The organism is Microbacterium galbum (assembly GCF_032464915.1).
Taxonomy (GTDB): Bacteria; Actinomycetota; Actinomycetes; order Actinomycetales; family Microbacteriaceae; genus Microbacterium; species Microbacterium galbum.
Window position 1 is genome coordinate 49,850 of record NZ_JAWDIS010000002.1, and the last position, 26,725, is coordinate 76,574.

Consider the following 26,725-nt stretch of genomic DNA (forward strand, 5'->3'; position numbering starts at 1 on the left):
GCTGGGGGCCGTGAGCACAGCCGTCTCCCCCCTGCTCCCCGACGAGCAGACGCGCCTCGATCGCTGGCGCGACGCTCTGCTCTCCACCCCCCGCGGGATGCGGCTCTGGCGATGGCTCGCGCCGACCCTCGTGACCCTCGTGGCCGCCGTGCTGCGCCTCGTCGACATCGGCAACCCGCACCAATTGGTGTTCGACGAGACGTACTACGTCAAAGACGCCTGGAGCCAGTGGGTGCTGGGCTTCCCCTCGACGTGGCCCGACGACGCCGACGCGAGCTTCGCGGCCGGCGACACCGACGTGTTCACCGGGATCGGCAGCTACGTCGTGCACCCCCCGCTGGGCCGGATCCTCATCGGCGCGGGGATGGCCCTGCTCGGACCGGACTCGGCCACCGGGTGGCGCATCTCGGCCGCCGTCATCGGCACGGTGACGGTGCTCGCCATCTACCTCTTCGCGCGGACGCTCACCCGGTCGATCCCCCTCGCCACCGTGGCATCCGGACTCTTCGCCATCGACGGTCTCGGCATCGTGCTCAGCCGCATCGCGCTGCTCGACATCTTCCTGACGTTCTTCATCGTGCTGACGTTCTGGTTCGTCGCCCTCGACCACCGTCGCTCCGGCGACCGGATGGCAGACCTCGTCGCGGCGCGCGGACTCGAGCACCCGATGTGGGGGCCGATCCTGTGGAATCGCCCGTGGCTGCTCGCCGCCGGCGTCGCCGCGGGGGCCGCCACGGCCGTGAAGTGGTCGGGCCTGTACGTGATCGCCGCCGTCGGCGTCTACGCCGTCGTCACCGACGCGCTCGCGCGCCGCCGCGCCGGGATCGTGCAATGGCCGATGGATGCCGTGCGCCAGGGCCTGGCATCCTTCGTGCTGCTCGTGCCGGTGGCCGCCGTCGTCTACGTCGCCAGCTGGTCGGGGTGGCTCTTCACCACCGGCGGGTACAAGCGCGGGACGCCGGTGGATGCGACCGGCTTCTGGGCGTGGGTCCCCGAGCCGCTCCAGCGCCTGTGGGCGTATCACCAGGAGATGTACGCCTTCCACGTGGGCCTCGTCACCCCGCACAGCTACGCGAGCCCCGCGTGGCAGTGGCCGCTGCTGATCCGTCCCACCTCGATGTACTGGCACCAGGATGACGCGGGCGTCAACGGCTGCGCCCTGCCCTCGGGCTGCACCGAGGCGATCTCGAGCATCGCGAACCCGATCATCTGGTGGGCGGGCGTCGCGGCATCCCTCTTCCTGCTCGTGCGGTTCGTCATGATTCGCGACTGGCGCTACGCCCTCATCCTGACGGGGCTGGCGGCGACCTACGTGCCGTGGCTGCTCTATCCCGAGCGCACGATCTTCCAGTTCTACACGGTCGCGATGCTGCCCTTCCTCGTGCTGGCCCTCGCGTTCACGCTGCGCGAGATCGCGCGGGGGGTGAGGGGCTCGAGCCGTCTGAGCGGCCAGATCATCGTGCTCGCCTTCCTGGGGCTCTGCGTCGTCGTCTCGGCATTCTGGTATCCGGTGTGGGCGGGGCTCCCCGTGCCCTACGAGTTCTGGCGACTGCACAACTGGCTGCCCACCTGGATCTGACGGGTCCAGACGAATGCCGAGGGGGCGGGCGTGACGCGAGGAGACGAGTGGCTGCACGACCCGCGGCCGGTGCAGCGGGTGAAGCTGTTCCGGGACGCGCCGGTGGACCGCGGGGCGTGGCCGGCGACCGTGCCGGCGGTGGCGCACTTCCTCGACGTCGCCGGGGCGGACGGGTGGGAGTTCGGCCCCGGTGTGACCTTCCTCGTCGGGGAGAACGGGTCGGGCAAGTCGACGCTCATCGAGGGCATCGCCGAGGCGGCGGGTCTGCCCGCTGAGGGCGGGTCGATCAACGGCGGAGGCGAGACACGGCGAACCGAGAGCCCGCTCGGCGAGTGGTTGCGGATCGAGCGGAGCCCACGTGCTCCGCGGTGGGGCTTCTTCCTGCGGGCCGAGACGATGCACGGCTACTACTCGTGGCGAGACGATCTCGGTGGCCCGGCGCCGAGCCTCCACGAGATGAGCCACGGCGAGTCGTTCAACAGCCTCCTCGACGAGGTGCTCGACCACGAGCGTTACGTCGCGGGCCTCGCCTGCCTGGATGAGCCCGAGGCGGCTCTGTCGTTCTCCTCCACGCTGCGCTGGCTGGCCTCCCTCGACCGCATGCGTTCGCGCGGGACCCAGGTCATTTGCGCGACGCACTCCCCCGTGCTGGCGGCGCTGCCGGGCGCGACGATCCTCGAGCTGGGCGAGTGGGGCATCCGCGAGAGCTCCTGGGACGACCTGGAGCTGGTGCGGTTGCACCGAGGGTTTCTGGAGGCGCCGGGGAGGTTCTTACGGCACCTGTTGGAGTGAGCGGATGCCGGGAACGACCACTTCGACTCGCTCTCCTCAGACCAGCCGGCCCGGGTCCGTCGTCGGCAACGCGCAGGTGAACGCCCGGCAGTCGTAGGCCGTGGCCTCCCCGTTCTGCGCGACCTTGCTCGCGAAGAGCTCGAACCCGGCCGCGGCGAACGCCTGCGCCTGCGCGGGAGAGACCACCGCGACGACGTCGGCGGCGACCCGGCGCGCGGCATCGGCGATCTCGGCATCCGCCTCTCCCACCACGACCACCTGACGCGGTGCCGTGGCGAGCCCCGTCGCGACCTCGAGGATCGCCCCGTGCGCGAGCGGCGAGGCGAGGGCGACGTCGGCGGCGCCGCGCACGAGGGCGTCGGCGGCGGCGCGGTAGCGCTCCCCCGCACCGAGGCGCCAGAGGTCCAGGGACGCGGCCGCGAACACCGACGGACCCGACGGCGACGCACCGTCGGTGGGAACCCCGTGGGGCTGCATGCCCTGCGCGACGAGCACCGCGTCTCCGCCGCCGGGCGGATGGATGCCGTCATCCCCCAGGCACAGGTCGACCAGCGCCCGTGCCCGCTCGGCGTAGGCCACCTCGCCGGTCGCGCGGGCGAGGGCGAGGAGGCCGCGGGCGAGGCCCCCGTAGTCCTCGAGAGTCGCGGGGGCCGTGGAGCGCACCTCGTCGAGCGAGGCGCGGCGGAGCGTGCCGTCATCGGCGACGTTGCTCTCGAGGACCGCGTCGGCGGCCCAGCGAGCGGCTTCGAGCAAGCGCGGGTCGGTACGGGTGCCGGCGGTGGCCAGCGCGGCGATCGCGTGCCCGTTCCAGCCGGTGACGACCTTCGCGTCGAGGGCCGGAGGCTGCAGCCCCGAGCGGTCGGCGACGCGGTAGTACCCGCCCTCGTTGCGGACGCCGTCGATGATCGACTCGGAGTCCTGCGCCGCGGCGATGCCGCCCGACGGCAGTTGAAGGACGTCAACGAGGAAGCGCGCGGCATCCGTGGCCGCAGCCTCATCCCCCGCGGCGAGCGCGACCTCGACGAGCCCGGCGTTGTCGGTCAGCATGCGCTCGTAGTGCGGCACGCTCCAATCGCGCCGCGTGGCGTAGCGGAAGAAACCGCCCTCGACGGTGTCCTGCAGGTCGGAGTCCACCATGGCGGAGAGAGCGCGGGATGCCACGGCCGCGGCATCCGGAGCCTCCGACGCCAGAGCGGGGTGCTGCAGGAACCGCAGCACAGGGGTGTTCGGGAACTTCGGCGTCTCGAACGCGGGGCCGGCGGCGAAGCCGGCGTATTCGCGGTCCTCGCGCGCGGCGACCGTGCGCGCGGCGGCGGCGAGCTGGTCGAGGGTCGGTGCCGCGTCGACGGGGGCTGTCGCGGCGGCGGCGAGGGCGTCGCGGAGCGAGGAGCCGGTGGCATCCACCTCGGCGCATCGCTCGGTCCACGCCTCGCGGACCGCGGCGAGCACCTGGCGGAACGAGGGCTGCGGCGGGCGGGGCGCGGGCGGGAAGTAGGTGCCCGCATAGAAGACGCGGCCCTCGGGGGACGCGAAGACGGTGAGGGGCCAGCCCAGGTGCGGGGTGAAGGCGGAGGCGGCGTCGAGATAAGCGGCGTCGACATCCGGGTTCTCTTCACGATCGACCTTGATCGACACGAAGCCGTCGTTCAGGATGCCGGCGGTCTCGGCATCCTGGAACGACTCCCGCGCCATCACGTGGCACCAGTGACAGGTGCTGTAGCCGATCGAGATCATCACGGGGACGTCTCTCTCGGCCGCGAGCGCGAACGCCTCGGCCCCCCACGGGAACCACGCGACGGGGTTGTCGGCGTGGGCCCGCAGGTAGGGGCTCGAGGCGTTCGCGAGGCGGTTCACATCGCGCCCGACGTCAGTTGAGGTCGTCGGGGTGCGTGCCGACGCGGCCGGAGCCGTCGCCGGGGTCGACGGCGTCGATCGCGGCCATCTCGTCGGCGGTGAGCTCGAAGTCGAACAGGTCGAAGTTCTCCTCGAGGCGCTCGCGGCGCACCGACTTGGGGAACACGATGAACCCGTGCTGGATGTGCCAGCGCAGCACGGCCTGAGCGGGGCTCTTGCCGTGGGCTTCGGCGGCATCCTTCACCGCGGGGATCTCGAACAGGTCGTACTTGCCCTGCCCGAGCGGGCCCCACGACTCGATGTGCATGTCGTGCTCCTGGCCCCAGGCCGCGATCTCGCGCTGACTGAGGGCGGGGTGCAGCTCGATCTGGTCGACCACGGGGGTCACACCGGTCTCGGCGACGATGCGGTCGAGGTGCGGCACGAGGAAGTTCGAGACGCCGATCGAGCGCGTCTTGCCCGCCTCGCGAATCTCGATCATCTTCTGCCACGCGTGGACGTAGTTGTCGTTCTTCGGCGTCGGCCAGTGGATGAGGTAGAGGTCGACGGCGTCGAGCTGCAGCTTCTGCAGGCTCTCGTCGATCGCGGCGAGCGGCTCGTCGCCGTCGTGGCGGTCGTTCCAGAGCTTGGTGGTGACGAAGAGCTCGTCACGAGGGATGCCGCTGGCGGCGATGGCGCGGCCGACACCCTCTTCGTTCTTGTAGATGGCGGCGGTGTCGATGTGGCGGTAGCCGACCTCAAGGGCCTCGGACACGGCGCGCTCGGCGTCGTCGGCGGGCACGAGGAACACGCCGTAGCCGAGCTGGGGGATGGAGTTTCCGTCGTTGAGCTGAACAGAAGGAACGGTCATGGATCGAGCCTAGAAGAGGCGGACGGATGGGGCGCCGGGGTTGACGCGCCCCGCGAGGGTCACGACGCGGGAGGCGCGAACGCCGCCCGAGCGAGCGCCTCGGCCACGAGCCGCACGTTCTCGATGACGGAGCCGCCCGTGACGCGGACCCACCCGCCGACACCCGCCCCCTCGGCACTGGCGCCGCCCGATCCGGCGGCGCCCGATCCGGCGATCTCGGGGGCGTCGATGACGAAGGGCGTCCCCGCGGCCACCGCGATCCCCTCGGCCGCGAGGTGCACGAGCGCCGCGCGTTCGTCGCGCACCGGCATCCACAGGTTGATCCCGTCGGGCTCCCCCACCTCGACGCCGAGACGGCGGAGCGCGGCGGCGAGGCGGTCGAGACGGTCACGGTAGATGAGCCGCGCGGTGCGCACCGGGGCGATCGAGCGGGCATCGGTGAGGAGCTCGAGCAGGATCGATTGGAGGAGCCGCGAGGTCCACCCGGGACCGAGCATGCGGCGGCGGATGATGCGCTCGACGATCTCGGACGGGCCCCCCAGGGCCGCGATCCGCAGGTCGGGTCCGTGCGACTTCGAGAATCCGCGAACGTGCACCACCTGGCCCGGGATCCACAGCGCGAGCGTCACCGGCGGCGCCGACGCGATCAGCGCCGAGTGGTCGTCCTCGATCACGGTGACGCGCGTGCCCCCGGGCACCGTCAGCAGAACGTCGGCGAGCCGTCGCGCGCGATCGATCGACATCGAAACCCCGGTCGGGTTCTGGGCGCGCGGCTGCAGCACGAGGGTGGACGGACGCTGAGCGAGGGCGAGCGCGAGCGAGGCGGGAAGGATGCCGTCGCGGTCGCTCTGCAGGGGCAGGGGGACGCCGCCCGCCGCCTCGACGAGGTCGAAGATGTACGGGAACCCCGGGGATTCGACGGCCACGCGATCGCCGAAGCGGACGACCTGTTCGACCGTGCGCGAGATCCCGTCGAACGCTCCGTCGACCACGGTGATCGCCTCGACACCGCGTACCGGCCACTGCTCGCGCAGCAGGTCGTGCAGCTCCGGCAGCACGGGCAGGTCGTGGTAGCGACCGGTGTCGGCGCGCGGTCGGGCGAGAGCGAGAGCGCGCTCGAGCGAAGGGAGCATCGCCGGATCGGGTGTGCCCAGAGAGAGGTCGAGGGCGACGGATGCCGCACCCCGGCGACCGTCGCCGAGTCCGGGCGGTACGGCGACCCCCGCGCCGACCGCGGGAGCGGAGAGCCCCCGGACCCGCGGACTCAGCCATTCGCGCTTCTCGGTGCGCACGAACGTCCCCGCGCGCCCCCGGGACGTGACGACGCCGGCGTCGGCGAGCGCACGCCACGCGGTGGCGACCGTGCCGGTCGACACCTCGAGCGCGGCGGCGACCTGGCGCACGGTCGGGAGCCGGTCGCCCGGCGGGAGCGTGCCCTCGCTGACCAAGCGCGCGATCTCCGCGGCGAGGCCCGCGGCGGTGCGTTCGACGAGGGTGTCGGGCGCCAGCATCCGGTCCTCCAATTTACGGGGGTGTCACTCGTGGAAATCGTCGGGAAATGTTCAGGCGCGACAGTAACAGAACACGACACGACCGGGCGGGCGCGCGGTCGAGAGCGAGGAGAACCCGATGACGACGGTGCGAGCGGCCATCACCCAGACGACGTGGACCGGCGACAAGGAATCGATGCTCGACAAGCACGAGCAGTTCGCGCGGGATGCCGCTGCGGCCGGAGCGCAGGTCGTGTGCTTCCAGGAGCTGTTCTACGGTCCCTACTTCGGCATCACGCAGGACCAGAAGTACTACCGCTACGCCGAGCCGGTCGACGGTCCGATCGTGCAGCGCTTCGCCGCACTTGCGAAGGAACTCGGGCTGGTCTCGGTGCTCCCCATCTACGAAGAGGCACAGACCGGGGTCTACTACAACACCTCGGTCCTCGTCGACGCGGACGGCACGGTGCTCGGCAGCTACCGCAAGAACCACATCCCGCACCTCGACAAGTTCTGGGAGAAGTTCTACTTCCGTCCCGGCAACCTCGGCTACCCCGTCTTCGACACCGCGGTCGGCAAGGTCGGCATGTACATCTGCTACGACCGGCACTTCCCCGAAGGCTGGCGCGAGCTGGGCCTGAACGGCGCGCACATGGTCTTCAACCCCAACGCGACCAAGCCCGGGCTCTCCAACCGCCTGTGGGAGGTCGAGGGTCCCTGCGCCGCGGTCGCCAACGGCTACTTCGTTCTGCAGCCCAACCGGGTCGGCCGCGAGGACAACGAGTACGGCGACGAGGCCGTGTCGTTCTACGGGACCAGCCAGGTGATCGACCCGCGCGGCAACCACGTCGGCGCGGTGGGCTCGTCGGAGCACGAGGAGATCCTCGTCCGCGACCTGGACATGGACCTCGTCCAGCAGATGCGCGACGACTGGCAGTTCTACCGCGACCGCCGGCCGGACACCTACGGCGAGATCGTGGAGGCCTGACCGTGGGCACCACCCTCGTCTCCGGCGGCACCGTCGTCTCGGCCACCGGCCGCACCGCCGCCGACGTGCTGCTGGACGGCGAGACGATCGCCGCGGTCCTCGCGCCCGGCTCCACCCTGCTCGGCCATGACCTCGCGGCATCCGTCGACACCGTCATCGACGCCACGGGCAAGTACGTCATCCCGGGCGGCATCGACGCGCACACGCACATGCAGCTGCCGTTCGGCGGTACGAGCGCCTCCGACACCTTCGAGACCGGGACCCGAGCCGCGGCGTGGGGCGGAACGACCACCATCGTCGACTTCGCCGTGCAGCGCGCCGGCGAGCGCGTGCAGGACGGCCTCGCCCACTGGCACGAGCTCGCGGCGGGTAACTGCGCGATCGACTATGGGTTCCACCAGATCGTCGGAGGAGTGGATTCCGACTCCCTCGCCGCTCTGCCCGGATTGATCGACGAGGGCATCTCGAGCTTCAAGATGTTCATGGCGTACCCGGGGGTCTTCTACGCCGACGACGCGCAGATCCTCCGCGCGATGCAGGTCGCGGCCGACACGGGGTTGCTGACGATGATGCACGCCGAGAACGGCCCGGTCATCGACGTGCTCGCGGAACAGCTGATCGAGAAGAACAAGACCTCGCCGTACTTCCACGGTGTCGCCCGCGCGTGGCAGATGGAAGAGGAGGCCACGCACCGCGCGATCATGCTGTCGCACCTCACCGGCGCGCCGCTGTACGTCGTGCACGTCAGCGCCAAGCAGGCCGTCGAACAGCTCGCGTGGGCCCGCGACAACGGGCAGAACGTCTTCGGCGAGACGTGCCCGCAATACCTCTATCTCTCGCTCGAAGACCAGCTCGGCGCCTCGAGCGACGAGTGGGGCGACTTCGAGGGCGCCAAGTGGGTGTGCTCCACTCCCCTGCGGTCGAAGCACGAGGGCCACCAGCACCACATGTGGCAAGCGCTGCGTACGAACGACGTCCAGATGGTGTCGACCGACCACTGCCCCTTCTGCATGAAGGACCAGAAGACACTCGGCCAGGGCGACTTCCGGGCGATCCCCAACGGCATCGGCTCAGTCGAGCACCGGATGGACCTCATGTACCAGGGCGTCGTGACGGGGCAGATCACCCTGGAGCGCTGGGTCGAGCTGACCAGCACGACCCCGGCGCGCATGTTCGGCATGTACGGCAAGAAGGGCGTCATCGCCCCCGGCGCCGACGCCGACATCGTCGTCTACGACCCGGCCGGACACACCTCGATCGGAGTCGGCAAGACCCACCACATGAACATGGACCACTCCGCGTGGGAGGGCTTCGAGATCGACGGGCACGTCGACACGGTCATCTCGCGCGGCAAGGTCGTCGTCGACGACGGCGCCTACCTCGGCTCCAAGGGCGACGGACGCTTCGTCAAGCGCGGCCTGAGCCAGTACCTGGTCTGAGAGGAGACCCCATGGATTTCGGCGTCGTCCTGCAGACCAACCCGCCCGCCGCCCGCACGGTCCAGCTCTCGCAGCTGGCCGAGGCACACGGCTTCAGCCACGTCTGGACCTTCGACTCGCACCTGCTGTGGGAGGAGCCCTACGTCGTGCACTCGGCGATCCTCGCAGCCACGCGACGGGTCACCGTCGGACCGTTCGTGACCAACCCCGCGACCCGGGACTGGACCGTCACGGCCTCCACTTTCGCGACCCTCAACGAGATGTACGGCAACCGCACGATCTGCGGCATCGGCCGCGGCGACTCGGCGGTGCGCGTCACCAACGGTCGGCCCACGACACTGAAAGCGCTGCGGGAGTCGATCCACGTCATCAGGGAGCTCGGCAACTCCCGAGCCGTCGAGTACAACGGCGCGACGCTGCAGTTCCCCTGGAGCCGCGGATCGAAGCTCGACGTGTGGGTGGCGGCCTACGGCCCGCTCGCCCTGAAGTTGACCGGCGAGGTGGGCGACGGGTTCATCCTGCAACTGGCCGACCTCGACATCGCGGAGTGGATGATCAAGACGGTCCGTCAGGCCGCCGAGAACGTCGGCCGCGACCCCGACGAGATCGCCTTCTGCGTGGCCGCACCGATGTATATCGGTGAGGACACTCCGGAGAGCCGCGCGCACATGCGCGAGCAATGCCGATGGTTCGGCGGGATGGTGGGAAACCACGTCGCCGACATCGTCGCGAAGTACGGCGTCGGCTCCGACGTGCCCGCCGCGCTCACCGACTACATCGCCGGGCGCACCGGGTACGACTACAACTCGCACGGCAAGAGCGACAACGACCACGTCGACTTCGTGCCCGACGAGATCGTCGAGCGGTTCTGTCTGCTCGGCACCGCCGAGGAGCACGTCGCCAAGCTCGAGAAACTGCGGGCGCTGGGCGTCACCCAGTTCGCCGGCTACCTCCAGCACGACAACAAGGAGGAGACGATGCGGGTCTACGGCGAGACGGTCATCCCCGCGCTGTCCGAGCACGTGACGGCGAAGCAGTGAGCACCCCGTGACCGATCAGGTCCTGACCCCGGGCGCCACCGAGGTCGTCGGTGCGGCCCGCTCCTCGCGGGGACGCGGGATGGCCGCCCGGATCGGCTGGGGAATCGCCGGAGTGACCGCGGTCGTCGTGCTGTGGGAGCTGTACAAGTTCCTCGGACCGGCGGACGGCGTGACCGTGGGCGGGGACGGATCGGCGGGGTCGGGTGTCATCCTGCTCCCCCGCACCCACGACCGCGCCATGCCGCACGTGTGGGACATGGTCGCGCGGATGTTCGCCCCGACCAGCGGGGGCGACACCCCGCCCCTGATCCTCTCGGTACTCCAGGCGGCCGGAACGACCCTCGGGCTGGCCGCCCTGGGATGGCTCATCGGCGTCGTCGTCGGCGCCCTGCTGGGGATCGCGATGCAGCGCTGGCGGCTGGTCGAAGCCGGCCTCCTCCCGTGGATCGTCGTCAGCCAGATCGTTCCGCTGATCGCCTTCGCGCCCGTCGTCAACGCGCTCGGAACGCAGATCGACCGCGCCGGATTCCCCTGGCCGCAGTGGCTCTCGGTCGCCCTCATCGCGTCGTACCTCGCGTTCTTCCCCGTCGCGATCGGCATGCTCCGCGGGCTCGATGCCCCGGACGCCCTGCACCTCGACCTCATGCGGTCAGGCTCCGCCGGGTGGTGGCAGACGCTGGTCCACCTGCGCCTGCCCGCGGCCGTGCCGCATCTGCTCCCCGCTCTGCGTCTCGCGGCGGCATCCGCCGTCGTCGGCGCCGTCGTCGCCGAGGTGTCGATCGGACTGCGCGGCGGGATCGGCCGCATGCTCATCCAGCTCGCCGGGCAGGCGTCGTCCGACCCGGCCGCCCCCTGGGCGCCGACTCTCGGCACCGTCGTCATGGGACTCGTCGCGGCCCTCGGCGTGGCCCTCATCGGCGTCGCCCTTCATCGATTCCGTCGCGGGGAGGACACCGCATGACCACCACCACCGCTGTTCGGGCCCGCGGGCTCGGAAAGGTCTTCCCGAGCGCCGGCGGCGAGGTGATCGCCCTGACCGACGTCGATCTCGACATCGCCGCCGGGGAGTTCGTCTCGCTCATCGGCCCCTCCGGCTGCGGCAAGTCGACGCTGTTGCGTCTCATCGCCGACCTCGACACGGCCACCAGTGGAGAGCTCACCCTCGCGGGCAAGACCGCGCGGCAGGCGCGACTCGACCAGGACTACGGCATCGCCTTCCAGCAGGCGGGGCTCCTCCCCTGGCGCACGGTCGCGGCGAACATCGCCCTGCCCCTCGAGCTGCACCGCTGGACCCGCGCCCGCCGCGACGCGCGCGTCGCCGAACTCGCCGACCTCGTGGGTCTCACCGACTTCGTCGGGCGCTACCCCGACCAGCTGTCCGGCGGCATGCAGCAGCGCGTCGCGATCGCCCGCGCGCTCGCGGCCTCACCGCGACTGCTGCTGATGGACGAGCCGTTCGGCGCCCTCGACGAGATGACCCGCGAGCGGCTGCAGTCCGAGCTCGCGCGCATCGCCGCCGAGACCGGGGCCACGGTCGTCTTCGTCACGCACTCGATCCCCGAGGCGGTGTTCCTCTCCGATCGCGTCGTCGTGATGAGTCCCCGACCCGGACGGATCACCGAGGTCGTCGACACCCGACCGGGCCGTGCCCGCGACGACCTCCTCCGGGAGTCGCCGGAGTATTTCTCGCGCGTCACCGCCGTCCGCGAAGCGCTCCACGGCTCGCCCCTGCACCGGGCGAACGAGCGATGACGGCCGCTCGACTCCCCGGGTGGGCGCGGCTGCTGGCGCCCCTCGTCGTCGGTGTCGCCGGACTCGCCGCGTGGTACGCCTTCGTCGCCTCGGGCAGCGCCCCACGGATGCTGCCCGCCCCCTTCGCGGTGGCGAACGAGTTCGTCGATCGCTTCGGCCTGATCGCCGAGGCCGCGGGGATCACGGGGACGAACGCCCTCGTCGGCCTCGTCGCCGGCAGCCTGCTCGCGATTCTGTTCGCCGCCCTCGCCGCCACCTGGCGTCCCGTCGACGGCATGACCGCACCTCTCGTCGCCGCGCTCGCCGTCGTCCCCATCGTCGCGCTCACCCCGATCTTCAACACGATGTTCGGCGCGTCGAGCCAGTTCGGTCGCCAGGCGGTCGCCGGGATCGCCGCGTTCGTCCCGGTGTTCGTCAACACCCTCCGCGGCCTCCGTCAAACCAGGCCCGTCCAACGCGACTTCTTCCGCGCCACCGCCGCGAGCGGGGGCCAGACGTTCCTGCGCCTCACGCTCCCCACGGCCCTGCCGTATCTCGTCACGGGCGTGCGGGTCGCGGCATCCCTCGCCGTCATCTCCGCCCTCGTCGCCGAATACTTCGGCGGGCCCGCCGACGGCATCGGCACCGCGATCGCCACCTACGCCAAGTCCGGCCGCGCCTCTCTCGCGTGGGCGTTCGTGGGCGGGGGCATCGTCATCGGCCTCGTCTTCTTCCTCGTCACCTCGCTGCTCGAACGCCTCGTCGCCCGCCGCCTCGGCGCGGGCCGTCCGCCGAGCTGACCGGCGTCCGCCCTCCGACGAAAGAGCCTGCACCACCCGACACACGCTCCACCCGAACCGGAAGGACCTTCCATGAGACACAGCACCCGACGCACGCTCGGCGCGATCGCCGGCGTCGGCGTCGCCGCCCTCGCGCTCTCCGCCTGCTCCGGCGGCGGCTCCGCGCCCGCGGCATCCGACGCCGACTTCACCCCGCTCACCTCGGTGAAGCTGCAGTTGCAGTGGCTGCCGCAGGCGCAGTTCGCCGGCTATTACGTCGCCCTCGACAAGGGCTACTTCCAGGAGGAGGGCTTCGACGACGTCGAGGTGCTGCCTTCCGGCGGCGACATCGTCCCGCAGGACGCGCTCGTCGCCGGCGACGTCGATTTCGCCGTCGCGTGGGTACCCAAGGTTCTCGGGACGCTCGAGAACCAGGGCGTCGAGCTGACCGACATCGCGCAGGTGTTCCAGAAGTCGGGCACCACCCAGGTGTCGTGGAAGGGCTCGGGCATCACGAGCGTCGACGACTTCGAGGGCAAGCGGATCGGCTCGTGGGGCTTCGGAAACGAGTGGGAGATCTTCGCGGCCATGGCCGACAAGGGCCTGGACGCCTCGACCGTGCAGATCACGACGCAGGACTTCTCGATGAACGCCCTCCTCGACAAAGACGTGGATGCCGCGCAAGCGATGACCTACAACGAGCTCGCGCAGCTGCTCGAGACGGTGAACCCCGCCACGGGGAGGCTCTACACGATGGATGACATCGACGTGATCTCGTACGAGGACACCGCGGGCGCGATGCTGCAGGACGCCATCTGGGCGGACACGACGCGCCTGGCCGACGACCCGGCCTACGCCGACGCCGCCACGCGCTTCCTCAAGGCCGTGATCAAGGGCTGGGTCTTCGCGCGCGACAACCCCACCGAGGCCGCGGACATCACCTACACCGCCGCGACGGCCCCGGGCGTCGACGCCTTCCCGGTCGGCCCCACGCACCAGCTGTGGCAGATGAACGAGGTCAACAAGCTCATCTGGACCGGCGGCGACTTCGGCATGATCGACGCCGACGCCTGGAAGAAGACCGTCGATGGCGCTCTCAAGGCGGTCAACCAGGACGGGCTCAACCTCATCACGGCGGAGCCGGCGGCATCCGCGTATTCCAACGACTACATCGAAGCCGCTCACAGCGCCCTGAAGGACGAGGGGGTCACGGTCGACGGCGACTACACGCCGATCGACGTGACACTCACCGAGGGCGGGCAGTAGGACGCGAGGAGCCGAGGAGGCGGGGCGGCCGGGTCATCCGGCCGCCCCGCCGTCGTGTCTGCGCGTCGTCTCCCTCGTGCGCGGTCGGCGGAATCGAGCCGGGCGTTTGCTCGCTGCTCCCGGCTCCGCCGAAGGTGACCACCGCGCCGCTCGTGCAGCCGGTGCGCGGCCCGGCACCGGGACGAGCCGGCTCCCGCGTGGTTGACTGACCCCATGCACGCCAGCCCCGCCCCGAAGCACGCGCGCCGCCGGCCCGAGTCCGGGCTCCGCCGCGGGCTCACCCTTCTCGCGATCGCCGTGGCCGTGATCGTCGTCGCCGGGGTGGCGGTGGGAGGCTTCTACGCCTGGTCGCTGACGAGCCGCCTGCAGGAGGCCTCGGTTCCGTTGAAGGACGCCCCGGCCGAGCCCCCCGCCCTCAGCGAGTACAACGAGCCCTTCGCGGTGCTGGTGGTCGGCACCGACGAGTGCGACGACGTCGTGGCCGCGGCGTTCGGCCCGCGCTGCACCGACCCCGAGAACGACGGCGCGCGCAACGACGTCAACATGCTGCTGTACGTCTCGGCGAACCCGCGGCGCGCCACCGTGGTGTCGTTCCCGCGCGACCTGCAGGTCGCGATCCCGGAGTGCACCAACGACGACGGCGCCGTCTTCGGCGGCACCGACCGCGCCTCGATCAACACCGCGTTCGAAGACGGCGGTCTGTCGTGCGTCGCCGACACCATCTCGAACCTCACCGGGCAGAGCATCCCCTTCGCCGCGAAGGTCAGCTTCGGCAACGTCGTGAACATCACCGACGCGATCGGGGGCATCGAGGTGTGCATCGGCGGCGAGGGGATCGACGACCCGGATGCCGGCATCCAATGGGAAGCCGGCCCCCGCACGGTCAAGGGTTTCGACGCCCTCGCCTTCCTGCGCACGCGCAAGGGCATCGGCGACGGCAGTGACCTCGCCCGCATCGGCAACCAGCAGCAGTACATGTCGCGCCTGGTCAACAAGCTCCGCAGCGACGAGGTGCTGTCGAACCCGGGCACCCTCATCGGTCTGGCGAACACGGCCGTCAACAACATCCAGCCGAGCGAGAGCCTCGCCGACCCCGTCCGCATCGCGCAGCTGGCGTACACGCTCAAGGACGTGCCGTTCTCCGACATCACCTTCGTGCAGTACCCCGTCGTCGACGACCCGTACGACAGCAACCGCGTCGCGCCCGACGAGGCCTCGGCCCAGGTGCTGTTCGAGGCCCTCGCCGCCAACGCGCCCCTCACGATCACCGGCGAAGCCGGCCGCGGCGTGGTCGCCGACCCGTCGGCTCCCACCGAGGAGCCCACCGCGCCGGCCGAGGAGACCCCCGCTCCGGATGCCACCGATGCCACCGCCTCGCCCGACGCGAGCGCCGCCCCGGGCGTGGTCGATCTGCCCCAGAACATCAACGGCACGAAGGCGGACCAGGCGACCTGCTCGGCCGGCAACGGCTGATCCCGACCACGACGTCGCCGTCCGACGGGCGCACGCCCCCGCGCACGGAGACCGCACACTCAGGTCGATGGGACAGCATCGAGGGGTGAAGACCTCCGCCCGCTTCTCGCTGGTCGTCGTGACCGCAGCGTTCGCCCTCGCCGGTTGCGCGCCCGCGGCCGCCCCGTCGACCCCGACGGCATCCGCCACTCCCACCCCCACCCCGACGCCCAGTCCCACGCGCACGCCCGATCCCCTGGACGGCATGAGCCTGGCCGACAAGGTCGGGCAGCTGTTCATGGTGGGCACCTCGGTCGACGGTGCCGATGCGACGACGGTCGCGGCCGTGCGGGACGACCACATCGGTGGGATCTTCCTGCACGGACGATCGGATGCCGGCACGGAGGCGATCGCGAACCTCGTGAGCGGATTCACCTCGACGGTGCCCGCGGGCCGACCGCCGCTGTGGGTCGCCACCGACCAGGAAGGCGGGACGGTGCAGGTGCTGTCGGGTCCGGGATACGACGACATCCCGTCGGCGCTCGATCAGGCGCAGTCCGATGACGCCGCCCTGCGTGCGAGCGCTGCGACGTGGGGGACGCAGCTCGCCGCCGCGGGGGTGAACATGAACCTCGCGCCGGTCGCCGACATCGTCACGAGCGCGGAGTTCGCGGCATCCAATCCCCCGATCGGCGAGCTGGCCCGCGAGTACGGCTACGACGAGGCGACGGTCGCCGCGAAGGCAGGTGCGTTCGCCGCCGGGATGCGAGACGGCGGGGTGCTGCCGACGTTCAAGCATTTCCCGGGCCTCGGACACGTCGACGACAACACCGACTACTCCACGGGCGTGACGGACGACACGGTCACCGCCGACGGACCCGACGTGGGCGTGTATTCCACGGTGCTGCCGCAGGGGCCCGCCGTCGTCATGCTCTCGACGGCGATCTCCGCGCAGATCGACCCCTCGGCCCCCGCCGCCTTCTCCCCCGCGGTGGTGGGCGTGCTGCGCGACCGCGTGGGGTTCGACGGGGTGGTCACGGTCGACGACCTCTCGGCCGCGCGCCAGGTGCAGCCCTGGTCGCCCGCCGATCGGGCGACGCTGGCGGTCGACGCCGGCGTCGACCTGCTGCTCGTCTCGGCCGACCCGTCGGTGTACCCCGAGATGCATCAGGCCGTGCTGTCGCGCGCCGAGTCCGACCCCGCCTTCGCCGCGAAGGTGGACGCCGCCGCACGCCGCATCCTGGCCCAGAAGGCCGCGATGCCCTGAGCTCTTGCGCGAGTCTCCACGATTCGTCGCCTCCGACACCGGCGTAGCGACAGATCCTGGCGACTCACGCGCGCTGCGGGCGATACGCTGGAAGGCTGTGTCTGTCGAACCCGTCATCGTCTACCCGCCCGAGCTGCCCGTCAGCGCGGCCCGGGACGAGATCGCGCGCGCCATCCGCGACCACCAGGTCGTGATCGTCGCCGGGGCGACGGGCTCCGGGAAGACCACGCAGCTGCCCAAGATCTGCCTCGAGCTCGGGCGCACCTCGATCGCGCACACCCAGCCCCGCCGCATCGCCGCGCGCACGATCGCCGAGCGCATCGCCGAGGAGATGCAGGTCCCCCTCGGTTCCACCGTCGGCTACAAGGTGCGCTTCACCGACAAGGTGTCGGCCGACACGCGCGTGGCGCTGGTGACCGACGGCATCCTGCTCAACGAGATCCACCGCGACCGGCTCCTGCGCCGCTACGACACGATCATCGTCGACGAGGCGCACGAGCGCTCGCTCAACATCGACTTCCTGCTCGGCTACCTCCGCCGCATCCTGCCGAAGCGCCCCGACCTCAAGGTCATCGTCACCTCCGCGACGATCGACCCCGAGAGCTTCGCGCGGCACTTCGCCGCCGCCCCCGCCGAGCCCGGCGGCGAGCCGGTGCCCGCGCCGGTGATCGAGGTGTCGGGGCGAACGTATCCGGTCGAGGTCCGGTACCGGCCGCTCGACGGGGCGGACGAGGTTCCCGACGACGCCGACGACGAGACTCCGCATGCCGGGACCTCGACACCGCGCCCGAAGAAGCCCCGCAGCCCCGCACGGCCGACCGCCACGTCCGGCCGCTCCGCCGACGACGTCGACGAGGTCGGAGCCGTCGTCGCGGCCCTCCGTGAGCTCGACCGGGAGCCCGCGGGCGACGTGCTCGTGTTCTTCCCCGGTGAGGCCGAGATCCGGGATGCGGCGGATGCCATCCGCGGGGCATATCAAAAGGACGCCGCGCCCACCGAGGTGCTCCCCCTGTACGGCCGCCTCTCCGCCGCCGAACAGCACCGCGTGTTCGAGCGCTCCACCGTCGCGGGTGTGCGCCGCCGCGTCATCCTCGCCACGAACGTCGCCGAGACGAGTCTCACGGTCCCCGGCATCCGGTACGTCGTCGACACCGGCACCGCGCGCATCTCGCGCTACAGCAACCGCTCGAAGATCCAGCGCCTGCCGATCGAGGCCGTCTCGCAGGCGTCCGCGCAGCAGCGGTCCGGCCGCGCCGGCCGTACGTCGCCCGGTGTCGCGATCCGCCTCTACTCCGAAGACGACTTCCTCCGCCGTCCGGAGTACACCGAGCCCGAGATCCTGCGCACGTCGCTGGCATCCGTCATCCTGCAGATGCTGTCGCTCGGGTTCGGCGACATCCAGGCGTTCCCGTTCCTGACCCCGCCGGATTCGCGCGGCGTGAAGGCGGCGTTCGACCTGCTCGTCGAGCTCGGCGCGGTGAAGCTGCCGGCACCGGGTTCCGAACGCCGCGATCCCCGCGGCGACGGCGACCCCTCGCGCCAGCGGGGTGGGCGGGGAGACGATCGCGGCCCCCGCCTCACCGAGATCGGCCGCGAGATCGCGCGCCTGCCGATCGACCCCCGCTTCGCGCGCATGCTCATCGAGGCCCGCCGCAACGACGTGTCGAGCGAGGTGCTCGCGATCGTGTCGGGCATGTCGATCCAGGACGTGCGCGAGCGCCCCGAGGAACGCCGCGAGGAGGCCGACCGCTTCCACGCGCGCTTCACCGACCCCACCAGCGACTTCCTGTCGCTGCTCAACCTCTGGGACTACCTGCAGGAGAAGCAGGCCGAGCTCGGCTCGAGCGCGTTCCGACGACTCTGCCGCAGCGAGCACCTCAACTACGTGCGGGTGCGCGAATGGATCGATGTGCACCGGCAGCTGCGGTCGCTGGGCGCCGAGCGCGGGTCGGGCGACGGCGGGCGCGCGGGGAGCCCTGCCCCACGGCGCACCGGACCCGCCCCCTCCCGAGCAGAACGCGGATCATCGACCGTCGACCACACCACCGCCCCCGAGGGACACGCCGCCGGCGACGCGATCCACCGCGCGATCCTGTCCGGGCTGCTGTCGCACCTCGGCATCCTGGATCCGCGCACGATGGCGCAGACCAAGGACCGCAAAGCCCCGGGCGACGCCCGCCCCGTCAAGGGCGAGTACATCGGCGCGCGCGGGGCGCGGTTCGCGATCTTCCCCGGCTCGGGGCTGAAGAAGAAGCGTCCCTCGGCCGTGATGGCCGCCGAGCTCGTCGAGACGTCGCGCCTGTTCGCCCGCACGGTCGCCGCCGTCGACCCCGCGTGGGCCGAAGAGCTCGCGCCCGACCTCGTCAAGCGCTCGCTGAGCGAGCCGCACTGGTCGAAGGATGCCGGCTCCGCCGCGGCCTACGAGAAGGTCACCCTCTTCGGGGTCGAGCTCGTCGGCCGTCGCCGGGTGCAGCTCGCGCGCTTCGATCGCCCTCTCGCGCGCGAGATGTTCGTGCGCCACGCGCTCGTGGAGGGCGAGTGGGACCCCTCGGTGCTCGACAAGCGCCTCACGGCGTTCCTGCGCCGCAACGTCGAGCAGCGCCGCCTGCTGGAGAAGATCGAGGAACGCGAGCGCCGCCGCGACATCCTCATCGGCGACGAGGCGGTCTTCGCGTTCTACAACGCGCGCATCCCCGCTGATGTCACCGACGTGCGCTCGTTCGAGACGTGGTGGAAGGATGCCGTCACCCGCACGCCCCACCTGCTCGACCTGCGCGAGTCCGACCTCACCGGCGACCGAGCGCAAGGCGACGACCGCGCCTTCCCCGCGCGCTGGCGCCAGGGAGACCAGACCCTCAACCTCGCGTACCGCTTCGAGCCCGGTGCCCCCGACGACGGCGTGACGGTCGTCGTGCCGCTGCCGTTGCTGGCTCAGCTGCGCCCCGACGGGTTCGACTGGCAGGTGCCGGGCATGCGCGACGAGCTCGTGACCGCGCTGCTGCGAGCCCTGCCGAAGACGATCCGCCGCAACGTCGTGCCCGCCGCCGACTGGGCTGAGAAGTTCTCCGCCGAGCTGGCCGAGAGGGGCCCCGAGCACACGGACGGTCTGCCGAAGACGACGCTGGTCGACGCCCTCGCCGCCCAGGTGCAGCGCGTGGCCAACCAGCGCGTGAGTGCTGCCGACTTCGAGCTCGAGCGCGTCCCGGGGCACCTGCTCCCGTCGTTCCGCGCGGTCGATGCGCGCGGGCGGGCGATCGGCAGCGACCGCGACCTCGGCGCCCTGCAGCGCCGCCTGGCCGACAGGGCCCGCTCCAGCGTCGAGTCGACGATCGCCCGACCGGCGCAGAGAGCCGCGAAGGTCGCCGAGGCCTCCCCCGCGTTCGCCGCGCGCACGAAGCTCACGACGTGGGACCTCGACGAGCTCACCGAGGTCGTCGACACGCCCGTCGCCGGCGGCGTCGTCCGCGGCTACCCGGCCCTCGTGGACGAGGGGGACAGCGTCACGCTGCGCGTCGAGGCGACGCCCGAGGATGCCGCGCGGCACACGCGCACCGGCATCCGACGCCTGATGCTGCTGGCCGTGCCCTCCCCCGCCACGTACGTCCTCGACCACCTCACCGCGAACGAGAAGCTCGCCCTCGCGGCATCCCCGTACCAGAATGCGAAGGCGCTGATCGAGGACGCCCGCGTCGCCCTCGCCGACGACGTCCTCCTGCGCGAGGCGCCGGCCGGTGTCGTCCGCACGAAGGCCGAGTTCGAGCGCGTGCGGGATGCGTTCTCCGCCGTCTCGGTCGAGCGCACGTTCCAGACGGTGTCGCTCGCCGCGAAGATCCTGCTCGCGCAGCGCGAGGTCGAGAGGGCGATGAAGGATGCCGCCTCCATCACGCTGTTGGGCGCGCTGAACGACGTGCGGGGTCAGGTGGCGGGGCTGCTCTTCCCGGGCTTCCTCTCGCGCACGGGCCTGCATCGGCTGCAGCACTACCCGCGCTACCTGGCGGGGGCGCTGGAACGTGTGAAGACCCTGTCGGACAACCCCGGTCGCGACCGCCAGCGGCAGACCGAGTACGAGCGCTCCGCGACCGCGTTCGCCGAGGCGGGCGGTGTCATCCCCCTGCCCGCCGATGCTCCCGCGAACCTCGTGCAGACGCGGTGGCTGCTGGAGGAGCTGCGCGTGAGCCTGTTCGCCCAACGCCTCGGCACGGCCGAGCCGGTGTCGCCCCAGCGCATCACGAAGGCGCTGAAGGGCGCGTAAGCCGCCGAGGCGGTACGACCGAGCCCCCGGTGCGGGACGTTCGCGTCCTCACGGGTGAATCGCCGCACTTCGCCGCCCAGGCACACCGCACGCGACCACGTCGGGCAACCGAGGGGGCGTCCGGCAGGGCCCGCAGCGTGAGATGCCGCACATGGCCGTCTGGGGCACACCCCACCCGACCATGTCGGGCAACCCGAGCGGGCGCGCCGGCAGCGGCAGCAGCGTGAGATGCCGCACATGGCCGCGCGGGCACACCCCGAGCGACGAAGTCAGGCAACCCGAACGCCCCCGGCCGCGTCGTATGCTCACCGCGCAACCGTCCGTCGCACTCACACGCCGAGCGACGCGCCCCACTCCCGCAGGAGGCCCTCGAGCGTCCGCCGCTGAGGCGGGGTGAGGCCCGCGAGCAGGCGTTCCTCGTTCGCCACGTGGGCCGCGAAGGCCTCGTCGATCACGCGTCGCCCCGCCGTGGTGAGGCGGATGACGCGTCCTCGTCCGTCGTCGACGTCGGCGTCGCGCACGACGAGACCGGATGCCACGAGGCGGTCGACGCGTTTGCTCACCGCTCCCGTGGTGACCATCGTGTGCCGCGCGAGCTCGCCGGGGGCGGCCGCGAACGGCTCCCCCGCACGCCGCAGCGCGGCGAGGATGTCGAACTCGCCCTCACCCAGGCCGTGGCGACGGTACTCCGCGACCAGTTCCTCGCGCAGGTGGTCGGCCAGTCGATGCAGGCGTCCGATCACGTGCAGGGGGGAGACATCGAGGTCGGGACGCTGGGCGCGCCACTGGGCCGTGAGGGAGTCGACGCGGTCGGGCGTGGTCATGGCATCCATCTTATCTTCCACGGAAGCTATTGTGTCTTCCATGGAAGCTACGTGGCGCACCGTCGCCGTGACCGCCGTCGCCCCGATCGCGTGGGGCGCCACCTACGTCGTGACGCGGCACGCGCTGCCGGCCGACGCTCCGCTGTGGGGCGCGGCGCTGCGCGCCCTGCCGGCCGGGCTGCTGCTGTGGGCTCTCGCCCGACGCCGCCCGCGCGGATCGTGGTGGGCGAAGGCGCTCGTGCTGGGGCTGCTGAATTTCGCGGCGTTCTTCGTGCTCGTGTACGTGTCCGCACACCTGCTGCCGTCGTCGATCGCCGCCTCGGTCATGGCGCTCGCTCCCCTCGCCCTCGCGGGGATCGCGTGGCCCCTGCTCGGGCAGCGGCCGACGGTGCGGTGGGCCCTGGCCTCCGCCGTCGGCATCGCCGGCGTGCTGCTCGTGGTGGGTGGGAGCACCGGAGCGATTCCCCCCGTCGGCGTCATCGCCTCCCTGCTCGCCCTGCTGACGTCGTCATCCGGGGCGATCCTCACCACCCGCTGGCGTGACGAGACGCCGCTGCTCGCCACGACCGCCTGGCAGCTCACCGCCGGAGGACTCGTGCTCGTCGTCGTCGCCGCCGTCGGAGAGGGCCCTCCGCCTCGAGTGGATGCCGCGGGGGTCGCCGCCTATGCCGGGATCGCGGTCGTGGCCACCGCCCTGGCGTTCGTCTGCTGGTTCACGGGTCTGCGACACCTTCCGGCCGGAACGGTGGGCCTCGTCGGACTGCTGAACCCGGTGACCGGGGTGCTCCTGGGCGTCTTCGTGGGCGGGGAGACCCTCACCGGTCCCCAGCTCATCGGCATCGCCGCGGTTCTCGCCGCCATCGCCGCCACCCACGCGCGGCGGCGGAGTTCGCGGCGTTCCACGCGCGGACCCGTGCCCTCCCCGAAGGGATGAGCACGGGTGCGCGCGGGGCGCGGATGGTCACGAGCGTAGGCGCACCTCGCCCATCGTCGCCGTGACGTCGACCTCGGCGGTGGCCGTGGGGCTCTGCCGCAGACCGTTGTCGACCTGCCCCAGACCGTCGTCGATGCTCACGCGGTACTCGTCGTCCGGCAGACGGAGGTCGACGGACCCGGCCGTGAGCTGCACATACGTGCGGATCGGGGCGGATCCGCGCAGGTGCGCCGTCACCTCTCCCCCGGCCACCTCGAACGCGGCGGTGCCGACGTCGCGCAGCTGCACCGAGGCCGATCCCCCCGATATGTCCAGCTCGAGCTCCCCCGCCGCGCCGTTCAGCGAGGTGGTCCCGCCGGCGACGCGGACCGAGACCGTGCCGTAGTCGCCCTGGAGGTCGAGAGCGCCGCCGCTGACCTGCGCCTCGACACCGAGTCCCGTCCCCGCCCACTGGCGCGGAAGGGTGATCGTGGCGGATGATCCCCCGCCCCAGTCGACGAACGACCGGTTCGGCGAGGCGACGCGCAGCGCGTCTCCGCGGCGTTCGAAGGTCCAGCCCGCACGACCGGTCGCGGCATCCAGCCGTGCGCTGTCGACGTCGCCGTAGGCGATCGTCAGGGCTCCCCCGGTGACGTCGATGTCGAGCGACCCCACCGCCTGCGCCGCACCGTCGACGCGGACCGATCCGCGGTCGGCGTCGCGCAGCACGACGACGGCCGAGGCGGCGGTTCCGGCGACCGTGCCGAGGGCGACGCACGCGCCGACCACGATCGTGACGATCGACACCGCGAAGGCGGCGACGCGACGTCGGGGCGGCGCAGGGGCGGCGGGAGGTGTGTCGATGGTCATGAGGTCGCTCCGGTGTGGTCGTGGCCCAGGTGCACGAGAGCGGCGATGACGCGGCGGTTGCCGGTCTCGTCCTGCTCCAGGCCGAGCTTGGTGAAGATGGCGGTGATGTACTTCTCGACGCTCGCCTCGCTGACGAACAGCGCCCCGGCGATCGCCTGGTTCGAGCGCCCCTCGGCGATCAGGCCCAGGACGGCCCGCTCGCGGTCGGTGAGGCTCTGCAGTCGCTCGTCGCGGCGACGCCGTGTGAGCAGCTGCGCGACGACCTCGGGATCCAGCACGGTGGCACCGTCGGCGATGGAGGCAACGGCGGCGAGGAAGTCGGCGACGTCGGCCACACGGTCCTTGAGCAGATAGCCCAACGCGCCCTGCCCGTCGGCGATCAGGTCGCTCGCGTAGCGCTCCTCGACGTACTGCGACAGCACGAGCACCGGGAGCCCCGGATGCCGCGACCTCAGCGCGATCGCGGCGCGGATGCCCTCGTCGGTCCAGGTCGGCGGCAGCCGCACGTCGAGGATGCACAGCTGCGGCGCCGTCGCGGCGACGGCGGCGTCCAGGCCGTCCGCGTCGGGCAGGGCCGCGACCACCTCGTGGCCGTCGTCGGCGAGCAGGCGCACGAGGCCCTCGCGCAGGAGGACGGAGTCCTCGCAGATCAGGATGCGCACGGGACGTTCACCTCCACCGTCGTCGGGCCGCCCTGGGGGCTGTCGATGCGGGCCGTGCCGCCCGCCGCTGTGACGCGATTGACGATCCCGTCCAGGCCGCCACCGGGCACGATGCGCGCCCCGCCCAGACCGTCGTCCTCGACGCGTGCCCACAGCGACCCGTCATCGCGCACCCGCACGTCGACACGGCAGGCGGCGGCACGGGAGTGCTTGGCGGCGTTGGTGAGGGTCTCCGCGATGGCGAAGTACACGGCCTCCTCGGCCGCCCGCCCGCAGCGGCGGGGCAGACGCACGTCGAGGGTGACCGGGATGTGCGAGCGCGACGCGAGCGCCGAGAGGGCGGCATCCAGGCCCCGATCCTCGAGCACCGAGGCGTGGATGCCGCGGGCGAGCTGCCGGAGTTCCGTGATGGCCGACTTGGTCGAGGCGTGCGCCTCGGCGACGAGGGCCTTGGCCGCCTCGGGGTCGTCGTCGATCTTGGTCTGCGCGAGTCCGAGGGTCATGCCGATCGACACGAGCCGCGGCTGGACCCCGTCGTGCAGGTCGCGTTCGATGCGCGTGCGCTCGACCTCGGCCGCGCGGACCGCTCCGGCCCGACGGGTGTCGGACGTGCGGGCCTGCTCGACGAGCTGCGCCTCGCGGGAGGGGACGAAGATCGCGCGCACGACCACGCCGTGCAGGATCGCGAGGCCGATGGCGGCCGCCACCCCGACGATGACGGCGATGACCCCCACGAGGGGGACCCCCGCGCCGCTCAGCGGGATCAGATCGAGGAAGCGCGTGTTCGACCAGCCAAAGATCGGGCTGACGGCGAGGGCGAGGCCCCACGCGAGTCCGGCGAGGGCGGTCACCGTCACGAGTCCCATCACCGTCGCGATCGAGAACGAGGCCACCGCGCGCCACTGCAGCGGGTCGATCGCCTGCAACCAGATCGAGTGCAGCACCCCGACGAAGCCCGGCTTGGCACTGCGGCGCGGCCGCAGCGGCGCGAGACCGAGATCGTAGAGCCCGTCGACGCGCGCACGTTCGAACCAGGCGACGGCGAAGAGCGCGTAGACGAAGACGACCAGCACGACGACGCCCACGAGAAGCGCCGCGAGCAGCCCGACGCCCGAGCCCAGCATGCTGAACAGCCCCGTGAAGACGGCCGGCCCGATCACGCCCAGCGCGGCCAGGTGCGCAGCGGCGCCGGCGACGCGCCCGGGCGAGGCGACACGCACCCGCTCCGGCACACCGCCCGTCGGCGGGGCGGTCTCGACGGGCCCGCCGGGAACCGGCGGAGGGGGCGGGAGGACGGATGCCGTGGTCATGCGTTCCACGCTAGGGCGCGGTCGGCGCGGGCACCGCCCGGTCAGCCCCCGCGCGGGTTCGGGTTATCCCGAATCACGCGGTCACAGCTCGTCGGCGGAGATCCACCCCGAGGCGATCAGCTCTTCCACGTCGTCGGCGCGCAGGATGCTCGGCGCCACCTCGTCGCCGGCCTCGTCGGGCGCGTCGCGGTCGGCGAGCAACGCCGCGACGGCGTCGGCGGTCGCTGACACGAGCGCCCGCGGATCGGCGAACACGGTGGCGTCGAGGTCGCCGTCGCGCAACGCGCGCACGGTCGGCGCGTCGGCTCCCGATCCGACCACGAGCGGTGCGGGGGCGGGCTCGGCATCGCCGTCGCCGCGGTCCGTCGCCTCCGGGGAGGGCGTCGGCGTGGCGGTCTCGCCCTCGGCCTCGGGAGCCTCGGTCGTGAGCGCGGTCACCACACCCCGGGTCACCGCGTCGCCGAGCGCGAGCACGGTCGTGGGCACGTCGCCGGGGCCACCCGCCCGGAGCTCGCGCACGCGCTTCTCCGCCGCGTCGGCCTGCGCCTGCGCGGTCCGACCGCCGACGGCGGCGGCCTCGGGGGTCGCACCCGACACGATCTCGATGCGGCCGTCCGCGACGGCCGGCTGCAGGGCGGCGAGGGCGGCGGCGTAGCGCTCGACCTCCCAGGCGTCGGAATCCGCGCCGCTCAGCACGGCGACCCGGGCCGTCTCGGCCTCGGCGGTCTCGGGCGCGACCGCCTCGGGCTCGGCGGTCTCGGTGCCCGGCGATCCGGGCGTGGCCGCCGGGCTCGGGCTCGACGACGCCGTCGCGGTGCGCGGCGCGTCGGCGAGATCGGCGAGAAGCGCCTCCGCCTGCGCGCGCCCGAGGGCGGCGGCGTCGAAGGCGACCGCTCCCCCCACGTCGAGTCCGTCGAGCGACCGCCCGAACGCGACGACCGGCACCCCCGCCTCGTCGGCGGCGGCGATCGACGCGGACAGGTCTCCGGATGCCAGGGGCGCGACGACCACGGCATCCACGCTCTTCGTGAGCATGTTCTGCACCTGGGCGGCCTGCGTGCGAGCGTCGGAGGCTGCGAACTGCAGGTCGACGCGGTACCCGCGCGCGGAGAGTTCGCGGCTGAGCGCGTCGCCGCCGCGACTCCACAGCGCGTCGGCCGTCGTCGGCAGCGACACCCCGATGACGCCCGCGCCGTCGTTCGAGCCGGGGGCGGTCGCCGGCGCCGGGGAGCAGGCGGCGAGAGCCACGGTCACGGCGACCAGGGCCGCGGCCGCACGGAGCGCGCGCGAAGGTGTCATCCGATCCATCCTCCCCCACGCGACAACGCCCCGCCGCACGAGGCGACGGGGCGTTGCAGAGAGAGCGG

21 protein-coding genes are annotated in these 26,725 nt (G+C 72.0%); 13 read left to right on the plus strand and 8 right to left on the minus strand.

The window, feature by feature from the left end; all coding sequences use genetic code 11:
* Nucleotides 1-10 precede the first annotated feature (10 nt).
* Complete coding sequence (locus tag RWH45_RS09395) at nucleotides 11-1,579, plus strand: dolichyl-phosphate-mannose--protein mannosyltransferase (RefSeq protein WP_315994651.1); 1,569 nt, start codon at nucleotides 11-13, stop codon at nucleotides 1,577-1,579.
* Between the two features lie 30 nt (nucleotides 1,580-1,609).
* A complete protein-coding gene (locus RWH45_RS09400; protein ID WP_315994652.1) occupies nucleotides 1,610-2,371 on the plus strand; it encodes an AAA family ATPase in 762 nt (253 codons plus the stop codon).
* 36 nt (nucleotides 2,372-2,407) lie between these two features.
* On the opposite strand, the gene RWH45_RS09405 is transcribed toward RWH45_RS09400, so the two are convergent.
* From RWH45_RS09405 to RWH45_RS09415, 3 genes are read right to left on the minus strand one after another with little or no spacing between them, the layout of a single operon-like run.
* Nucleotides 2,408-4,225, minus strand: a complete 1,818-nt coding sequence (locus tag RWH45_RS09405; RefSeq protein WP_315994653.1) for a thioredoxin domain-containing protein — start codon at nucleotides 4,223-4,225, stop codon at nucleotides 2,408-2,410.
* A gap of 13 nt (nucleotides 4,226-4,238) precedes the next feature.
* Nucleotides 4,239-5,075 carry an aldo/keto reductase gene (locus RWH45_RS09410; protein ID WP_315994654.1) on the minus strand — a complete coding sequence of 279 codons (837 nt, stop codon included), beginning with the start codon at nucleotides 5,073-5,075 and terminating at the stop codon, nucleotides 4,239-4,241.
* A gap of 59 nt (nucleotides 5,076-5,134) precedes the next feature.
* Nucleotides 5,135-6,586 carry an aminotransferase class I/II-fold pyridoxal phosphate-dependent enzyme gene (locus RWH45_RS09415; protein WP_315994655.1) on the minus strand — a complete coding sequence of 484 codons (1,452 nt, stop codon included), beginning with the start codon at nucleotides 6,584-6,586 and terminating at the stop codon, nucleotides 5,135-5,137.
* A gap of 118 nt (nucleotides 6,587-6,704) precedes the next feature.
* On the opposite strand from RWH45_RS09415, the gene RWH45_RS09420 reads away from it, so the two are divergent.
* From RWH45_RS09420 to RWH45_RS09465, 10 genes are all read left to right on the plus strand, one after another.
* Nucleotides 6,705-7,553 (plus strand): nitrilase-related carbon-nitrogen hydrolase, encoded by an 849-nt coding sequence (locus RWH45_RS09420; protein WP_315994656.1) that lies wholly within the window; start codon nucleotides 6,705-6,707, stop codon nucleotides 7,551-7,553.
* 2 nt (nucleotides 7,554-7,555) lie between these two features.
* Complete coding sequence (gene hydA / locus RWH45_RS09425; RefSeq protein WP_315994657.1) at nucleotides 7,556-8,992, plus strand: dihydropyrimidinase; 1,437 nt, start codon at nucleotides 7,556-7,558, stop codon at nucleotides 8,990-8,992.
* A gap of 11 nt (nucleotides 8,993-9,003) precedes the next feature.
* Nucleotides 9,004-10,032 carry a TIGR03842 family LLM class F420-dependent oxidoreductase gene (locus tag RWH45_RS09430; protein ID WP_315994658.1) on the plus strand — a complete coding sequence of 343 codons (1,029 nt, stop codon included), beginning with the start codon at nucleotides 9,004-9,006 and terminating at the stop codon, nucleotides 10,030-10,032.
* A 7-nt stretch (nucleotides 10,033-10,039) separates the two neighbouring features.
* The gene (locus tag RWH45_RS09435; protein ID WP_315994659.1) at nucleotides 10,040-10,993 is read left to right on the plus strand and encodes an ABC transporter permease; all 954 of its coding nucleotides are present in this window, start codon (nucleotides 10,040-10,042) and stop codon (nucleotides 10,991-10,993) included.
* Nucleotides 10,990-11,784, plus strand: a complete 795-nt coding sequence (locus RWH45_RS09440) for an ABC transporter ATP-binding protein (RefSeq protein WP_315994660.1) — start codon at nucleotides 10,990-10,992, stop codon at nucleotides 11,782-11,784. Before RWH45_RS09435 ends, RWH45_RS09440 begins: the two co-directional genes overlap by 4 nt.
* Nucleotides 11,781-12,563, plus strand: coding sequence for an ABC transporter permease (locus tag RWH45_RS09445; protein WP_315994661.1), 783 nt, complete (start codon nucleotides 11,781-11,783; stop codon nucleotides 12,561-12,563). Before RWH45_RS09440 ends, RWH45_RS09445 begins: the two co-directional genes overlap by 4 nt.
* Nucleotides 12,564-12,635: 72 nt before the next feature.
* Nucleotides 12,636-13,808 (plus strand): ABC transporter substrate-binding protein, encoded by a 1,173-nt coding sequence (locus tag RWH45_RS09450; RefSeq protein ID WP_315994662.1) that lies wholly within the window; start codon nucleotides 12,636-12,638, stop codon nucleotides 13,806-13,808.
* Between the two features lie 213 nt (nucleotides 13,809-14,021).
* The gene (locus tag RWH45_RS09455) at nucleotides 14,022-15,281 is read left to right on the plus strand and encodes an LCP family protein (RefSeq protein ID WP_315994663.1); all 1,260 of its coding nucleotides are present in this window, start codon (nucleotides 14,022-14,024) and stop codon (nucleotides 15,279-15,281) included.
* 85 nt (nucleotides 15,282-15,366) lie between these two features.
* Nucleotides 15,367-16,527 carry a glycoside hydrolase family 3 N-terminal domain-containing protein gene (locus tag RWH45_RS09460; RefSeq protein WP_315994664.1) on the plus strand — a complete coding sequence of 387 codons (1,161 nt, stop codon included), beginning with the start codon at nucleotides 15,367-15,369 and terminating at the stop codon, nucleotides 16,525-16,527.
* 97 nt (nucleotides 16,528-16,624) lie between these two features.
* Nucleotides 16,625-20,779 carry a DUF3418 domain-containing protein gene (locus tag RWH45_RS09465; protein WP_315994665.1) on the plus strand — a complete coding sequence of 1,385 codons (4,155 nt, stop codon included), beginning with the start codon at nucleotides 16,625-16,627 and terminating at the stop codon, nucleotides 20,777-20,779.
* Between the two features lie 329 nt (nucleotides 20,780-21,108).
* Here the strand turns inward: RWH45_RS09465 and RWH45_RS09470 are convergent, their stop codons facing one another.
* Nucleotides 21,109-21,603 carry a MarR family winged helix-turn-helix transcriptional regulator gene (locus tag RWH45_RS09470; protein ID WP_315994666.1) on the minus strand — a complete coding sequence of 165 codons (495 nt, stop codon included), beginning with the start codon at nucleotides 21,601-21,603 and terminating at the stop codon, nucleotides 21,109-21,111.
* 40 nt (nucleotides 21,604-21,643) lie between these two features.
* Here RWH45_RS09470 and RWH45_RS09475 point away from each other — a divergent pair, with 40 nt between their 5' ends.
* Nucleotides 21,644-22,537 (plus strand): EamA family transporter, encoded by an 894-nt coding sequence (locus RWH45_RS09475; protein WP_315994667.1) that lies wholly within the window; start codon nucleotides 21,644-21,646, stop codon nucleotides 22,535-22,537.
* 27 nt (nucleotides 22,538-22,564) lie between these two features.
* On the opposite strand, the gene RWH45_RS09480 is transcribed toward RWH45_RS09475, so the two are convergent.
* The 4 genes from RWH45_RS09480 to RWH45_RS09495 all read right to left on the minus strand — a co-directional run bounded on the left by RWH45_RS09480 (nucleotide 22,565) and on the right by RWH45_RS09495 (nucleotide 26,657).
* A complete protein-coding gene (locus RWH45_RS09480; protein ID WP_315994668.1) occupies nucleotides 22,565-23,386 on the minus strand; it encodes a GIN domain-containing protein in 822 nt (273 codons plus the stop codon).
* Complete coding sequence (locus RWH45_RS09485) at nucleotides 23,383-24,048, minus strand: LuxR C-terminal-related transcriptional regulator (protein ID WP_315994669.1); 666 nt, start codon at nucleotides 24,046-24,048, stop codon at nucleotides 23,383-23,385. Before RWH45_RS09485 ends, RWH45_RS09480 begins: the two co-directional genes overlap by 4 nt.
* On the minus strand, nucleotides 24,036-25,358 hold the full coding sequence (locus RWH45_RS09490) for a sensor histidine kinase (protein WP_315994670.1): 1,323 nt from the start codon (nucleotides 25,356-25,358) through the stop codon (nucleotides 24,036-24,038). The genes RWH45_RS09485 and RWH45_RS09490 overlap by 13 nt, the downstream gene beginning before the upstream one ends.
* 81 nt (nucleotides 25,359-25,439) lie before the next feature.
* Complete coding sequence (locus tag RWH45_RS09495; protein ID WP_315994671.1) at nucleotides 25,440-26,657, minus strand: substrate-binding domain-containing protein; 1,218 nt, start codon at nucleotides 26,655-26,657, stop codon at nucleotides 25,440-25,442.
* Nucleotides 26,658-26,725: the final 68 nt, after the last annotated feature.